We start from the raw sequence: 15,284 nt of genomic DNA on the forward strand, positions 1-15,284 counted from the left end.
TTGAAATATCCTTTGATGCCAATGAGATGTTGTTTTAATTAAACCAGGCCGCGTTGACAATAGCATGGCGTAATTTTAAAATCAAAAAAAATGGAGCCAGTATATGAACAGTATATTTTATTCTGTTATTACCCTGCTATTGCTTACCTGCGGGGTACTTTTGTTGATGCGCAGTGCAAATAAAAACCGAGAAACAGAAAATGGGTACTCTGAAAATCAGCCGGAAATGCTGAGTAAAGAAGAGGGGGAGGATCATTTTTCGCTACTGATGAATTCGATTACCCCGGTATGGTATTGGCGCGTTAATCACGAATATATCGATTTTATCCATTCGACGATCAAACGGATGACAATGGTAGAGTTGAATGAGACGCCAGGTCTATTTGATGCACAGCGGCGTTGTAGCGATCTCAACTCTGCGGTGTATAAATATTACGACAATATTAAAAAGCGCTGTCTGAGCGGTGAGAAAGTCCCGCATGCCGATCTGGACGTGCTCAACTTACGCCAGTGTTTCAGGGAGTTCAGCCTGGAGGCTTATCCTGCGCTTGTCGCGCTGGTGTGGCCGGAATTTCAACGTCCAGAGATTAAAGCGGAAGAGGTGTGAGGGACTTGCTGGCCCGTATTACGTGCCGGGGAGGCTAACGCCGCTACCCGGCACGAAGTGGCATACGGCTACTTGTCAGATGAGGCCTGCCACAGGTTCAGCTTACCGTCCGCAACGTGCTTATCGATCTGCGCCAATTCTTCGGCACTGAACGTCAGGTTAGCCAACGCCTGAACGTTCTCCTCCAGTTGCTCCGGTCGGCTGGCGCCAATTAATACCGAAGTCACCCGGTTATCTTTTAGCAGCCAGCTTAAGGCCATTTGCGCCATCGACTGTCCGCGCTGTTGCGCCATCTCATTGAGCAAACGCAGGCTGGTAAGGTTTTCTTCCGTCAGCATGTTTTCCGTCAGCCCTCGAACTTTTTTCCCTTCACGCTGCATGCGGGAACCTTCCGGAATGCCGTTGAGGTATTTCCCCGTCAGCAGCCCCTGGGCCAGCGGCGTAAATGCGATACAGCCCATACCGTTGGATTCCAGCGTATCCAGCAGACCACTACTGTCTACCCAACGGTTAAGCAAGTTGTAGGAAGGCTGGTGGATTAGCAGCGGAATTTTCCATTCCCGCATCAGCTCGGCCATTTTCTGCGTACGTTCCGGGGAATAGGATGAGATGCCGACATACAGCGCTTTGCCGCTTTGCACCGCATGGGCCAGAGCCGAGGCGGTCTCTTCCATTGGCGTATTTTCGTCAACGCGGTGCGAATAAAAGATATCGACATAGTCGAGGCCCATGCGTTTCAGGCTTTGGTCGAGGCTGGCGAGCAGGTATTTCCGCGAACCGCCAGAACCGTATGGGCCTGGCCACATGTCATAGCCTGCCTTGGTAGAAATGATCAGTTCATCACGATAGTGTGCAAAATCCTCGCGCAGTAAGCGGCCAAAATTTTCTTCTGCGCTGCCCGGAGGCGGCCCATAGTTATTGGCTAAATCAAAATGCGTGATGCCTAAATCAAATGCTTTACGCAGCAGGGCGCGCTGGGAATCCAGCGCCTGAACGTGCCCAAAACTGTGCCACAAACCTAGCGACAGCGCGGGTAAGCGTAAACCGCTGCGCCCACAGTAGCGATAGAGCATCTGCTCGTAACGTTCAGGATTGGCAAACCAGGCCATGAGATCTCCTTAGTGCAGGTGAATTTCGAAACAACGTTTCTATTCTAGCGGGTTCACGGCGAATATCCCGTTCACCAGGTCACACTGGGATGAAAAACTGGGCAAAAACAGACCACTGTGCTTTGCTTAAAAAAACATCAGCCAGGAGTCCTGCCATGTCGCGTCTAACTGCCAAAGACTTTCCGCAAGAACTGCTCGACTACTATGACTATTACGCTCATGGAAAAATAACGAAACGCGAATTTCTCAGTCTTGCGGCGAAATATGCAGTCGGAGGTATGACGGCGCTGGCGTTATTCAACATGTTGAAACCCAATTATGCTCTCGCAACGCAGGTGGAGTTCACCGATCCTGATATCCTGGCGGAATATATTACCTATCCATCACCCGAAGGGCATGGCGATGTGCGGGGATACCTGGTTAAACCCGCTAATGCGACGGGGAAAGTTCCGGCGGTTGTGGTGGTGCATGAGAATCGCGGGCTGAATCCGTATATTGAGGATGTGGCGCGACGGGTGGCGAAAGCGGGGTATATTGCACTCGCGCCTGATGGATTAAGTTCGGTGGGGGGATATCCTGGCAATGATGATAAAGGCCGGGAGTTACAGCAGCAGGTTGACCCGGTAAAGCTGATGAACGATTTTTTTGCCGCCATTGAATATATGCAGCGTTTTGCCGGCGCGACGGGAAAAGTGGGGATCACTGGTTTTTGCTATGGCGGTGGTGTGTCGAACGCCGCAGCCGTCGCTTTCCCTGAACTGGCCTGCGCGGTGCCTTTCTATGGTCGACAGGTTCCTGCGGCTGATGTCCCCAAAATAAACGCGCCTTTATTACTACACTATGCGCAACTAGATACCCGAATTAATGAGGGATGGCCTGCTTATGAAGCGGCACTGAAGGCTAATAAGAAAGTCTATGAGGCATATATCTATCCCGGCGTTAATCATGGTTTTCATAATGATTCGACACCGCGTTATGATAAAGCAGCTGCTGATTTAGCCTGGGAGCGTACTCTTGCATGGTTTAACAAATATTTACGATAGAAAACAAAGGATTATTTAATGCTTCAGGTTAATCATCTGAATAATAATGCTAGCTAATTTCATTAGCATTCATGTTGATATAGTGTAAATAGATATTGAATGTACTTAAGAAAGTAAAAAAATAAAGAACGCATTATATCTTCTCTGTTGCCTGCCGATAACAAGGATAAGTATCGCCTGATGGCGAATTCCTCATCAACGGCAAGGAAATTATTATGCGTTTGCTGAAAAACTTCACTATTCGTATTGTCATGTTGGCAATACTGGGACTTTTTTGCCTGCTCTGGTCGGGCGTGGGTTTATTCAGTCTTCATTCTTTATCAAAAATATCTGAAGGCAATGATATTGACCGTCATCTCGTCCATCAGATGACGGTGCTCAGCCAGGGGAACGATCAGTACTTTCGTTTCGTCACGCGCTTGAGTCGCGCCATGGATGTCAAAATGAGCGGCGGAACGCCTGATTTTGCGCCAGCGCAGCAGTCCCTGGAGAACATGAGCAAAAAACTCCAGGAGATGAAAACGTTGTCTCCAGGACCAATGGATCCGGAAGTGGCCGCGGCGGTACTGACGAAGTGGCAGGCGCTGCTGGACAACGGCGTGATCCCGCAAATGCAACTGGCGCAGCAGGGCACGCTTACGGCCTTTGCGGAACATGCCAGCACCGTTACGCCAGCGCTGAGCCGGGAGTTTGGCGCCAGTGCAGAACGCTTTAACACCACGGCAGGCGAGCGGCTTGATACCACGCGCGTCATGGTTGATGGTAAAACGTCTATCATCCGGACGCTAATCATTACCGCCGTGATCCTCGGTATTGCTCTCCTGTTTTTCACTGACCGTTACCTCGTCGCCATGATGGTGAAGCCGTTGGGGCGTATCCGCCAGCAGTTCCAGCAGATTGCACAGGGCGACCTCAGCCATCCAATTGAAGATTTTGGTCGTAACTGCGTGGGCCAACTGGTGCCGTTACTGTGCGCGATGCAGGACAGCCTGCGCGAAGCCGTCAGTACCATCCGTTCAGGTAGTGACAACATCTGGCGAGGTGCTACGGAAATTTCCACCGGCAACAACGATCTCTCCTCGCGAACTGAAGAACAGGCCGCTGCGCTGGAAGAGACCGCTGCCAGCATGGAGCAACTGACCGCCACGGTAAAACTGAACGCTGAAAACGCGCGTGAAGCCAGCCAGCTTGCCGACACGGCGACAGAAACGGCAGGTAAAGGGAGCACCCTGGTTTCAGAAGTGGTTGAGACGATGGATGGCATTGCCGCCAGCTCTAAACAGATCGCGGAAATTACCTCTGTTATTAATAGCATCGCTTTCCAGACCAACATTCTGGCGCTGAACGCGGCAGTTGAAGCCGCCAGAGCAGGCGAACAGGGACGTGGTTTTGCCGTCGTTGCCGGTGAAGTGCGTAACCTTGCCAGCCGCAGCGCCGGGGCGGCGAAAGAGATTGAGACGCTGATTGGCGAGTCGTCGCGTCGCGTCGATCAGGGCGCTCGTCTGGTTAAAGAGACGGGATTAACCATGGAGGCGATTCTGCGCGGCGCCACCGAAGTGACCGTCATCATGAAACAAATTGCCTCTGCCTCGGAAGAGCAGAACAAAGGCATCTCGCAGGTGAGCGTAGCGATCACCCAAATGGACAGCGTAACGCAACAGAACGCGGCGCTGGTAGAGCAGGTTTCCGCCGCGGCTGTGGCGCTGGAACGACAAACGGAAGAACTGCAACGCTCGGTGCAACAGTTCCGCCTCTCAGCGAATGATGTGCAGTACGCCGCCGCTAATACCGCTTCCCCTTCAGCAGACAGCAAAACGTCTGCGGCAGCTAAAACGGATGAATGGGTGTCCTTTTAAGCTGACATAAAAAGTTCGTGATACCTCTGGTCTTTGCTTAAAAAATCGCTATATAATTTATTATATAGCGATTGGAGGTTATGCATGGACAACCATTTTGGAAAAGGCCTGATGGCCGGATTAAACGCGTCAAGCGCGGATAGCGCGCGCTCGGTAGCCAATTTTTGTGCTGATTATAAACGCGGCTTTGTACTGGGATTTTCTCATCGAATGTTTGAAAAAACGGGCGATCGACAGCTCAGCGCCTGGGAGGCGGGGATCCTCACGCGCCGCTATGGGCTGGATAAAGAGATGGTTATGGATTTCTTTAAAGAGAACCAGTCCAGTACAACAATTCGTTTTTTCATGGCTGGCTATCGTCTCGAAGCTTGATCCGAAAGGGGTATTATCTTGCTTTAATTAATTACACTATTGACCTACGCCTTCGTTTTGTTGCTCCGCCGAAGTATTATAATGCACATAACCATATAAAAAGTGTGGTAATGGCGCGCCGATCGCAATATGCAACATGCGAATGGTGCAAAATAAAAGCCAGGTCTTCGCAACGGAATAACTATAAAATGACTGGAGATAACTCTCTCATCAATTCGAACGGCATTAATCGCCGTGATTTCATGAAGCTTTGTGCAGCACTGGCCGCTACCATGGGGCTCAGTAGCAAAGCCGCCGCAGAAATGGCCGAATCAGTTTCTCGTCCTCAGCGCCCACCGGTTATCTGGATTGGGGCTCAGGAGTGTACGGGTTGTACTGAATCGCTACTTCGCGCGACACACCCTACAGTGGAAAACCTCGTTCTGGAGACCATCTCTCTGGAATACCATGAGGTGCTCTCCGCCGCCTTCGGCCATCAGGTTGAAGAGAATAAACATAACGCTCTGGAGAAGTACAAAGGGCAATATGTTTTGGTTGTAGATGGTTCTATCCCACTGAAAGACAATGGTATTTACTGCATGGTTGCCGGTGAGCCGATCGTGGATCACATTCGTCGGGCCGCAGAAGGCGCAGCCGCTATCATTGCTATCGGCTCTTGCGCCGCATGGGGTGGTGTTGCTGCTGCTGGCGTTAACCCAACGGGTGCCGTCGGCTTGCAGGAAGTTCTGCCAGGCAAAACCATCATCAACATCCCCGGCTGTCCGCCGAACCCGCACAACTTCCTCGCCACGGTCGCGCATATCATCACCTACGGTAAGCCGCCGAAACTGGATACCAAAAACCGTCCGACATTCGCCTATGGCCGTTTGATTCACGAACACTGCGAGCGTCGCCCGCACTTTGACGCAGGCCGTTTTGCGAAAGAGTTTGGCGATGAAGGTCACCGTGAAGGTTGGTGCCTCTACCATCTCGGCTGTAAAGGACCAGAAACCTACGGCAACTGCTCAACGCTGCAATTCTGCGATGTTGGAGGCGTATGGCCGGTGGCTATCGGTCACCCTTGCTATGGCTGTAACGAAGAAGGTATCGGTTTCCATAAAGGTATTCACCAGCTTGCTCATGTGGAAAACCAAACGCCGCGTTCCGAAAAACCTGACGTCAATATGAAAGAAGGCGGCAATGTTTCTGCCGGAGCGATTGGGCTGCTTGGTGGCGTAGTAGGACTGGTTGCCGGCGTCAGCGTGATGGCGGTTCGTGAACTGGGTCGTCAGCAGAAGAAAGATAACGCTGACTCACGGGGAGAATAACCGTGAACAGACGTAACTTTATTAAAGCAGCCTCCAGCGGGGCATTGCTGTTGGGCGCTGCGCCGTCCATCAGCCATGCGGCTGCAGAAAACCGTCCGCCGATCCCTGGTTCTTTAGGGATGCTCTATGACTCAACGCTGTGTGTAGGCTGCCAGGCTTGTGTCACCAAGTGTCAGGATATCAACTTCCCGGCGCGTAATCCGGAAGGCGAGCAAACCTGGTCAAACAACGACAAACTGTCGCCGTATACCAATAACATCATTCAGGTGTGGCGTAGCGGAACAGGCGTTAACAAAGACCAGGAAGAAAATGGCTACGCATACATTAAGAAACAGTGCATGCACTGTGTCGATCCGAACTGCGTCTCCGTTTGCCCAGTCTCTGCGCTGAAGAAAGATCCAAAAACCGGCATCGTCCACTATGACAAAGATGTCTGCACAGGCTGTCGTTACTGCATGGTCGCCTGCCCATACAACGTGCCTAAGTACGACTACAACAACCCGTTTGGTGCGCTTCACAAGTGTGAACTGTGTAACCAGAAAGGGGTTGAGCGTCTGGACAAAGGCGGTTTACCGGGTTGTGTTGAAGTATGCCCTGCCGGTGCGGTGATTTTTGGTACGCGTGAAGAGCTGATGGCTGAGGCGAAAAAACGTCTCGCGCTGAAGCCGGGCAGCGAATACCACTATCCGCGTCAGACGGTGAAAGCAGGTGATACCTATCTGCATACGGTACCGAAGTATTACCCCCATTTGTACGGCGAGAAAGAGGGTGGTGGTACTCAGGTAATGGTTCTGACAGGTGTTCCTTACGAGGATTTGGATCTGCCTAAACTGGATGATCTTTCAACCGGTGCGCGTTCCGAACATGTTCAACATTCCCTGTACAAGGGCATGATATTACCCCTGGCTGCGCTGGCGGGCTTAACCGTGCTGGTTCGTCGTAATACGAAAAACGACCATCACGATGGAGGAGACGATCATGAGTCATGATCCTAAACCGCTGGGCGGAAAAATAATCAGCAAACCGGTCATTATTTTTGGGCCGCTTATCGTCCTGTGTATGCTCCTGATCGTGAAACGTCTGGTCTTCGGATTGGGCTCAGTCTCCGATCTGAACGGCGGTTTCCCATGGGGTGTATGGATCGCGTTTGACCTGTTGATTGGTACCGGCTTCGCGTGCGGCGGTTGGGCGCTGGCGTGGGCGGTGTATGTTTTCAACAGAGGACAATACCATCCGCTGGTACGTCCGGCGCTGCTGGCGAGCTTGTTTGGCTACTCGCTGGGTGGTCTGTCGATCACCATTGACGTTGGTCGTTACTGGAACCTGCCGTATTTCTACATTCCGGGCCACTTCAACGTGAACTCGGTACTGTTCGAAACGGCGGTCTGTATGACCATCTATATCGGCATCATGGCGCTGGAATTTGCTCCGGCTCTGTTTGAACGTCTGGGATGGAAAGTTTCTCTCAAGCGTTTGAATAAAGTGATGTTCTTTATTATTGCCCTCGGCGCGCTGCTGCCAACCATGCACCAGTCTTCAATGGGTTCATTGATGATTTCTGCGGGTTATAAGGTGCATCCGCTCTGGCAAGCTTATGAAATGTTGCCGCTTTTCTCCGTATTAACCGCTTTTATTATGGGCTTCTCGATCGTCATCTTTGAAGGCTCGTTGGTACAAGCCGGTCTGAAAGGTAACGGTCCGGACGAGAAAAGTTTGTTCATCAAGCTGACGAATACCATCAGCGTGCTGCTGGCGATTTTCGTGGTACTGCGCTTTGGCGAACTGATCTATCGCGACAAGCTGTCCTATGCGTTCTCAGGCGATCTTTACTCCCTGATGTTCTGGCTTGAAGTCGTGCTGATGGTCTTCCCGCTGGTGGTGCTGCGCGTCACTAAGTTGCGTAATGACTCGCGCATGCTGTATCTGTCTGCGCTGAGCGCATTGCTGGGTTGTGCAACATGGCGTCTGTCCTATTCGCTGGTGGCGTTCAATCCTGGTGGTGGCTACCACTACTTCCCGACCTGGGAAGAACTGTTGATTTCTATTGGTTTTGTGGCTATTGAGATTTGTGCATACATCGTACTCATTCGTCTACTGCCGATACTTCCTCCTTTAAAACAAAACGATCAAAATCGTCATGAGGCGAGCAAAGCATGAGCCAGAGAATTACTATTGATCCGGTAACCCGTATTGAGGGTCATTTACGCATCGACTGCGAAATCGAAAATGGCGTGGTATCTAAAGCATGGGCTTCCGGTACCATGTGGCGCGGCATGGAAGAGATCGTGAAAAACCGCGATCCGCGCGATGCCTGGATGATTGTGCAGCGTATCTGTGGCGTTTGTACGACCACTCACGCTATCTCTTCCGTTCGTGCAGCAGAAAGCGCGCTGAATATTGATGTTCCGGTAAACGCACAGTATATCCGTAACATCATTCTCGCTGCGCACACCACGCATGACCACATTGTTCACTTCTATCAGCTGTCTGCGCTGGACTGGGTGGATATCACCTCTGCTCTGAAAGCTGACCCTGCGAAAGCGTCTGCCATGCTGAACGGCGTGTCCTCCTGGCACCTGAACAGCGCAGAAGAGTTCACCAAGGTTCAGAACAAGATCAAAGATCTTGTCGCCAGCGGTCAGTTAGGCATTTTTGCCAACGGTTGCTGGGGTCATCCGGCAATGCAGCTGCCGCCGGAAGTAAACCTGATTGCGGTCGCTCACTACCTGCAGGCGCTGGAATGCCAGCGAGATGCCAACCGCGTTGTGGCGCTGTTGGGCGGTAAAACGCCGCACATCCAGAACCTGGCGGTAGGGGGGGTTGCTAACCCAATTAACCTCGACGGCCTCGGCGTGCTGAACCTTGAGCGTCTGATGTACATCAAGTCCTTCATCGATAAGCTGAGCGACTTCGTTGAGCAGGTTTACAAGGTAGATACCGCGGTTATTGCGGCGTTCTATCCTGAGTGGCTGGAACGTGGTCAGGGGGCGGTTAACTATCTGAGCGCGCCGGAATTCCCGACTGACGGTAAAAACGGCAGCTTCCTGTTCCCTGGCGGTTATATCACCGATGCCGATCTGTCGACCTATCGTCCGATCACCTCTCATTCCGATGAATACCTGATCAAAGGGATTCAGGAAAGCGCGAAACACGCGTGGTACAAAGACGAAGCGCCGCAGGCTCCGTGGGAAGGCACAACGGTTCCTGATTACACCGGTTGGTCAGATGACGGCAAATATTCCTGGGTTAAAGCGCCGACCTTCTACGGTAAAACGGTTGAAGTGGGTCCGCTGGCCAACATGCTGTGTAAACTGGCGGCTAAACGCGAGTCTACCCATGCCAAGCTGAATGAAATCATCGCGATTTACACCAAGCTGACCGGTAAAACTATCGAAGTGTCACAGCTGCACTCTACGCTGGGCCGTATTATTGGCCGTACCGTTCACTGCTGTGAACTGCAGAACGTTCTGCAGGATCAGTACAACGCGCTGATTGTGAACATCGGTAAAGGCGACCACACCACCTTCGTGAAACCGGATATTCCGGCAACGGGCGAATTCAAAGGTGTTGGTTTCCTCGAAGCACCGCGCGGTATGCTGTCTCACTGGATGGTGATTAAAGACGGCATTATCAGCAACTACCAGGCGGTTGTTCCGTCAACCTGGAACTCTGGCCCACGTAACTTTAATGATGAAGTGGGACCGTATGAGCGCTCGCTGGTAGGTACGCCGATTGCCGATCCAAACAAACCGCTGGAAGTGGTTCGTACCATTCACTCCTTCGACCCTTGTATGTCATGTGCGGTGCATGTGGTGGACGTTGACGGGAACGAAGTGGTCTCAGTTAAGGTTCTGTAATGCGGATATTAGTCTTAGGGGTCGGCAATATTTTGCTGACCGACGAAGCCATCGGGGTGCGTATCGTTGAGGCATTAGAGCAGCGGTACATCCTGCCAGACTTTGTTGATGTTCTGGACGGTGGTACGGCTGGGATGGAGCTTCTCGGCGATATGGCGAACAGAGATCATCTGATCATTGCTGACGCCATTGTGTCGAAGAAAAGCACGCCAGGAACGATGATGGTCCTGCGGGATGAAGAGATCCCGGCGCTGTTTACCAACAAAATCTCACCGCACCAGCTTGGCCTGGCCGACGTATTGTCGGCCCTGCGTTTTACCGGCGAGTTTCCGAAAAAGCTGACGTTAGTCGGCGTTATTCCGGAATCGCTGGAACCGCATATCGGGCTAACGCCAACGGTTGAAGCGATGATCGAACCTGCGCTTGAGCAGGTTCTTGCCGCGCTTCGCGAATCAGGCGTTGAAGCGATCCCTCGGGAGGCGGCTCATGTCTGAGGAGTTTGTCGGTTTTCAGACGGCCCCGAAGATGCAGATTCAGGCAGCGTTTGAAGAGGTTGCCCGGCGTTCAATGCACGATCTCTCTTTCCTGCATCCGAATATGCCGGTATATGTCTCTGATTTTACGCTGTTTGAAGGACAGTGGACGGGGTGTGTTATCACGCCCTGGATGCTGAGCGCACTGATTTTCCCCGGACCGGACCAGATCTGGCCGGTGCGTAAAGTCAGCGAAAAAGTCGGGTTGCGTCTGCCGTATGGCGAGATGACCTTTACCGTGGGTGAACTGGACGGCGTATCGCAATATTTCTCCTGCTCACTGATGTCGCCGCTTTCGCACAGTATGTCGGCGCAAGAAGGCGTCCGTCTGACTGACGATTGCGCGCGCATGCTGTTATCGCTGCCGGTGAGCGATCCGAATGCGCCGCAGCTAAATCGCCGCGCGCTGCTGCTGGGTCGTCGGAACTGCGAAAATGCATGAGCTGTCCCTTTGTCAGAGCGCGGTTGAGATTGTTCAACAGCAGGCAGAGCAGCACGGTGTCAAACGTGTAACCGGCGTTTGGCTGGAAATCGGGGCGCTCTCCTGCGTTGAAGAGAGCGCCGTTCGGTTTAGTTTCGACATCGTCTGTCAGGGAACGCTGGCCCAGGGGTGTGAACTGCATATTGATTACAAACCAGCCCAGGCGTGGTGCTGGGATTGCAGTCAGGTTGTGGAAATCACCCAGCATGACGCGCAGTGTCCACAATGTCAGGGCGATCGTCTGCGGGTTGATGCTGGCGATTCACTGAAAGTGAAAAGTATTGAAGTCGAATAACCCATAGTTGCTATGGGGCGGAGTCAGATATGTGTATTGGAGTCCCTGGTCAGGTTCTGGCCGTTGGTGAAGATATTCACCAGCTTGCGCAGGTTGAAGTGTGCGGCATCAAACGTGATGTCAATATTGCCCTGATTTGTGAAGGTGATACGGCTGAGCTTGTCGGGCAATGGGTGCTGGTGCACGTAGGGTTCGCCATGAGCATCATTGATGAAGATGAAGCTAAAGCCACGTTAGACGCACTTCGCCGCATGGAGTACGACGTCACCAGCGCGTGATTTTATGCCGGATGGCGCAGCGTTTATCAGGCCCGCGCCTTATATGTAGGCCGGATAAGGCGTTAGCGCCGCCATCCGGCATCTTACGTTAACCCTGGCGCTTATCTTCGGTATTGGTATCGAAGTCGCTGGCGTCATGGCGTTCATGAAGTTGCTCGTTCAGCGGTCCATTAGTGCGGTTTACAATACGACCACGCTTAACCGCCGGGCGCGCTGCAATCTCTTTTGCCCAGCGCTGCACGTGCTTGTAACTTCCTGCGTCGAGGAACTCTGCCGCGTCGTACACGTTGCCCAGCACCACATTGCCAAACCACGGCCAGACCGCCATATCGGCAATGGTGTATTCATCTCCGGCCACAAACTGATGCTGCGCTAACTGCTTATCCAGCACGTCGAGTAAGCGCTTGGCTTCCATCGTGAAGCGGTTGATCGCGTACTCGATTTTTACCGGCGCATAGTTATAGAAGTGGCCAAAACCACCGCCGAGGAACGGCGCCGCGCCTTGTAGCCAGAACAGCCAGTTCAGCGTTTCGGTACGTTTTGCCAAATCTTGCGGCAGGAAATAACCATATTTTTCAGCCAGATAGAGCAGAATTGCGCCAGATTCGAATACGCGAACCGGTGGGTTTTGCGAGTGGTCGCGCAGCGCCGGGATCTTCGAGTTCGGATTCACTTCAACAAAGCCGCTGGAAAACTGATCGCCATCGCCGATGCGGATAATCCAGGCATCGTATTCTGCGCCTTTCACGCCCTGCGCCAGCAGCTCCTCCAGCATAATCGTCACTTTCTGCCCGTTTGGCGTACCCAGCGAATAGAGCTGCAGCGGATGCTTGCCAACCGGCAGCGTTTTTTCGTGGGTGGCACCGGAAACAGGACGGTTGATATTGGCGAAAGCGCCGCCGTTCGATTTTTCCCACGTCCAGACTTTCGCGGGCTGATAGGTATTGTCTGACATATTGACCTGCCTTCTGAGTGGTTGTGTTGATGCAGTGTAGCAGTTAGGTAGAACTCAATTTAACAGATTGGGACTTTATGTCGCTTTGTGCTGAAAGGGGAAGATAAATCTAACCCGTTCATTGTACCCGGTCCGTACTCCATGAAGAGGAAATCAATGTTGGACGGAAATTGCTACCGTATTCACCATCAAAAATTGGCGGTGAATAAGCAGTAATAATGAAAAATGGTGTTCCAGGAGTAAGCGGTTATCAGGGCCCGGCGGGTGGGTGGGGCGCGGTAAAAGCCGTCACTGCTTCGGTGTTTTCGCAAAAGGCTGTCGCCCGTGACATTATCGCGATGTTCAAAATGAACCAGGTGAAAGGGTTCGATTGTCCGGGCTGTGCGTGGCCGGATCCAGGGCACCGTGCGCCAATGGAGTTGTGCGAAAATGGCGTTAAGGCGGTCTCCTGGGAGACAACCAGCAAGAAAGCGTCACCGGAATTTTTCAGCCGTCATCCGGTTTCTACACTCTGGCACTACAGCGATTATGAACTGGAAAATATCGGTCGTTTGACGCATCCAATGAAATACGATGCCTCAACAGACACCTGGCAGGCGGTGGATTGGGATATCGCCTTCCAGGAGATCGGCGAGCGTCTGCGCGGCTATGATTCAGCACAACAGGTTGAGTTTTACACCTCCGGCAGAACATCAAATGAAGCGGCGTTCTTGTATCAGCTGTTTGCCCGCGAATATGGCAGCAGCAACTTCCCTGATTGCTCAAACATGTGCCACGGACCGACCAGCGCAGGGCTAACTCCTGCCATTGGCCTTGGGAAAGGGACCGTTGAACTGGAGGATTTTGACCACTGCGATTTGGTGATTTGTATCGGGCATAACCCCGGCACTAACCATCCACGCATGCTGACCACCTTACGCGACGTTGCCAGGCGTGGCGCTAAAATTATCTCCATCAATCCCCTGGCCGAGCGGGGGCTTGAGCGCTTTAGCTTCCCGCAAAGCCCGAAAGAGATGTTCACCGGTCAGGCAACGGAGCTAAGCAACGACTACTACCAGGTAAAAATGGGCGGTGACGCTTCGCTGCTCAAAGGCATCATGAAAGCGCTGATCGAAATGGACGAAGCGCGGATCTTACTGGATCAGCAGCCGACGCTCGATCATGCGTTTATCGAAGAGCATACCGCGGGATATGCAGCGCTGTATGACGACTTACGTCAGCATAACTGGGCGGAGCTGGAGCAGGACTCGGGTCTGACGCGTAGCCAGATGGAAGATCTGGCGCACAGCTACAGTAAATCCAGTGCCACTATCGTTTGTTATGGACTGGGCATCACCCAGCATAAAAACGGCACTGAGAACGTCCAGCAACTGGTAAACCTGCTGCTGCTGAAAGGCAATATGGGTAAGCCGGGCGCGGGGATCTGCCCGTTGCGCGGTCACTCTAACGTGCAGGGCGATCGTTCCGTGGGGATCAACGAAGCGGCGTCCGAAGAGTTCCTGCAACGCCTTGAGACGCATTTTTCTATCCGCGTTCCGCGCAAACATGGCCGCTCCAGCGTGGAGAGTATTCGCGCCATCGAGCGGGGAGACGCAAAAGCGCTTATCTGCATGGGCGGCAATTTGGCGGTGGCGATGCCGCAACCGCAGCGTACCTTTGCGGCGATGAAAAATCTGGATCTGCAGGTCCATGTGGCGACCAAACTGAACAGGTCGCATCTGCTGCTGGCAAAGCATAACTACCTGCTACCTGCATTAGGCCGAACGGAGCGCGACATGCAGGCAACGGGGATCCAGTCGGTGACCGTCGAAGATTCTATGTCGATGGTTCACGCTTCCTGTGGCGCGCTGAAACCGGCTTCCCGCTGGTTAAAATCGGAGCCCGCGATTGTGGCGGGTATGGCGCGCGCTACGCTGCCGCTTTCGCCGGTAAACTGGGAAGCGTTAACCGGAGATTACACGTTGATCCGTGACGCCATTGAAGCCGTGATTCCCGCATTCCACAACTACAACGCACGTATTGCCGAGCCGGGAGGATTTCGCATGGATACGCCTGCTTCGCACCGTGAATGGCGAACGGAGAATGGCAAAGCCAACTTTATCGTCAGCCATCAACGGGCGGTTGAGCGGGAAAATCAGCCTGCTGATGCGCTGGTACTGGCAACGCTGCGTAGTCACGATCAGTACAACACCACTATTTATGGTATGAACGACCGCTATCGTGGCATTGCCGGTCGTCGGGATGTGGTGTTTTTAAGCGCCGAAGAGGCGGCGAGCCGTGGCCTGGACCAGGGCGATGTGGTCAATATTCAGGCGCTGGACGACAACGGCCAGCCCTGCGCGGATCGCATCATGTACGGCTTAACAGTAGTGATTTACAACATGGCGGCGGGCTCAATAGGCGCTTATCTGCCTGAAGCGAATGTCCTGCTTTCGCTGGAAGCGGTAGACACACAAAGTTTGACTCCGGCGTATAAAAGCGTACCGGTCACCCTGACAAAAGCGTAGTTCCTGCTGTGAATTTTTCGCCTCTGAGCGCCAGTCGCTGCGTTGAGGTGTATGATGATATCGACCTCTGTCCGGTTAGTGTCG

The 15,284-nt window shown here is 52.8% G+C and carries 15 protein-coding genes; 13 read left to right on the plus strand and 2 right to left on the minus strand.

The annotated features are described in order from the left end of the window. The first annotated feature begins 103 nt into the window (after positions 1 to 103). A complete protein-coding gene (locus OGV77_RS12555) occupies positions 104 to 607 on the plus strand; it encodes an ESA_00282 family adhesion-associated protein (RefSeq protein ID WP_087051197.1) in 504 nt (167 codons plus the stop codon). A 68-nt stretch (positions 608 to 675) separates the two neighbouring features. On the opposite strand, the gene OGV77_RS12560 is transcribed toward OGV77_RS12555, so the two are convergent. After that, positions 676 to 1,716 carry an aldo/keto reductase gene (locus tag OGV77_RS12560; protein ID WP_032945003.1) on the minus strand — a complete coding sequence of 347 codons (1,041 nt, stop codon included), beginning with the start codon at positions 1,714 to 1,716 and terminating at the stop codon, positions 676 to 678. Between the two features lie 155 nt (positions 1,717 to 1,871). Between OGV77_RS12560 and yghX the strand changes: the two genes are divergently transcribed. From yghX to hybG, 11 genes are all read left to right on the plus strand, one after another. Continuing rightward, entirely contained in the window at positions 1,872 to 2,759 is an 888-nt protein-coding gene (yghX, locus tag OGV77_RS12565) for a YghX family hydrolase (protein WP_087051198.1), read from the plus strand. A 215-nt stretch (positions 2,760 to 2,974) separates the two neighbouring features. Beyond that, a complete protein-coding gene (locus tag OGV77_RS12570; RefSeq protein ID WP_043017616.1) occupies positions 2,975 to 4,615 on the plus strand; it encodes a methyl-accepting chemotaxis protein in 1,641 nt (546 codons plus the stop codon). Positions 4,616 to 4,699: 84 nt separating this feature from the next. Beyond that, the gene (locus OGV77_RS12575; RefSeq protein ID WP_003024490.1) at positions 4,700 to 4,987 is read left to right on the plus strand and encodes a DUF2623 family protein; all 288 of its coding nucleotides are present in this window, start codon (positions 4,700 to 4,702) and stop codon (positions 4,985 to 4,987) included. A 188-nt stretch (positions 4,988 to 5,175) separates the two neighbouring features. Continuing rightward, positions 5,176 to 6,294 (plus strand): hydrogenase 2 small subunit, encoded by a 1,119-nt coding sequence (gene hybO / locus OGV77_RS12580; protein WP_043017615.1) that lies wholly within the window; start codon positions 5,176 to 5,178, stop codon positions 6,292 to 6,294. 2 nt (positions 6,295 to 6,296) lie between these two features. Beyond that, positions 6,297 to 7,283: a hydrogenase 2 operon protein HybA gene (gene hybA / locus OGV77_RS12585; RefSeq protein WP_003828357.1), complete on the plus strand. Its 987-nt coding sequence runs from the start codon at positions 6,297 to 6,299 to the stop codon at positions 7,281 to 7,283. Beyond that, entirely contained in the window at positions 7,273 to 8,451 is a 1,179-nt protein-coding gene (gene hybB / locus OGV77_RS12590; protein WP_003828354.1) for a Ni/Fe-hydrogenase cytochrome b subunit, read from the plus strand. Before hybA ends, hybB begins: the two co-directional genes overlap by 11 nt. Then, a complete protein-coding gene (gene hybC, locus OGV77_RS12595; protein WP_003828353.1) occupies positions 8,448 to 10,151 on the plus strand; it encodes a hydrogenase 2 large subunit in 1,704 nt (567 codons plus the stop codon). Before hybB ends, hybC begins: the two co-directional genes overlap by 4 nt. Next, positions 10,151 to 10,645 (plus strand): HyaD/HybD family hydrogenase maturation endopeptidase, encoded by a 495-nt coding sequence (locus OGV77_RS12600; protein ID WP_043017614.1) that lies wholly within the window; start codon positions 10,151 to 10,153, stop codon positions 10,643 to 10,645. The genes hybC and OGV77_RS12600 overlap by 1 nt, the downstream gene beginning before the upstream one ends. Next, complete coding sequence (gene hybE / locus OGV77_RS12605; RefSeq protein WP_043017613.1) at positions 10,638 to 11,126, plus strand: hydrogenase-2 assembly chaperone; 489 nt, start codon at positions 10,638 to 10,640, stop codon at positions 11,124 to 11,126. The genes OGV77_RS12600 and hybE overlap by 8 nt, the downstream gene beginning before the upstream one ends. Beyond that, positions 11,119 to 11,460 (plus strand): hydrogenase maturation nickel metallochaperone HypA, encoded by a 342-nt coding sequence (gene hypA / locus OGV77_RS12610; protein WP_016157467.1) that lies wholly within the window; start codon positions 11,119 to 11,121, stop codon positions 11,458 to 11,460. Before hybE ends, hypA begins: the two co-directional genes overlap by 8 nt. A 29-nt stretch (positions 11,461 to 11,489) precedes the next feature. After that, positions 11,490 to 11,738, plus strand: coding sequence for a hydrogenase maturation factor HybG (gene hybG / locus OGV77_RS12615; protein WP_003024459.1), 249 nt, complete (start codon positions 11,490 to 11,492; stop codon positions 11,736 to 11,738). 88 nt (positions 11,739 to 11,826) lie between these two features. Here hybG and yghU read toward each other — a convergent pair whose 3' ends face one another. Then, positions 11,827 to 12,693, minus strand: coding sequence for a glutathione-dependent disulfide-bond oxidoreductase (gene yghU / locus OGV77_RS12620; protein WP_038633828.1), 867 nt, complete (start codon positions 12,691 to 12,693; stop codon positions 11,827 to 11,829). A gap of 218 nt (positions 12,694 to 12,911) precedes the next feature. On the opposite strand from yghU, the gene OGV77_RS12625 reads away from it, so the two are divergent. Further along, positions 12,912 to 15,200: an FdhF/YdeP family oxidoreductase gene (locus tag OGV77_RS12625; RefSeq protein WP_087051199.1), complete on the plus strand. Its 2,289-nt coding sequence runs from the start codon at positions 12,912 to 12,914 to the stop codon at positions 15,198 to 15,200. Positions 15,201 to 15,284 lie beyond the last annotated feature (84 nt).

The organism is Citrobacter sp. Ce129 (genome assembly GCF_030334545.1).
Lineage (GTDB): Bacteria > Pseudomonadota > Gammaproteobacteria > Enterobacterales > Enterobacteriaceae > Citrobacter > Citrobacter europaeus.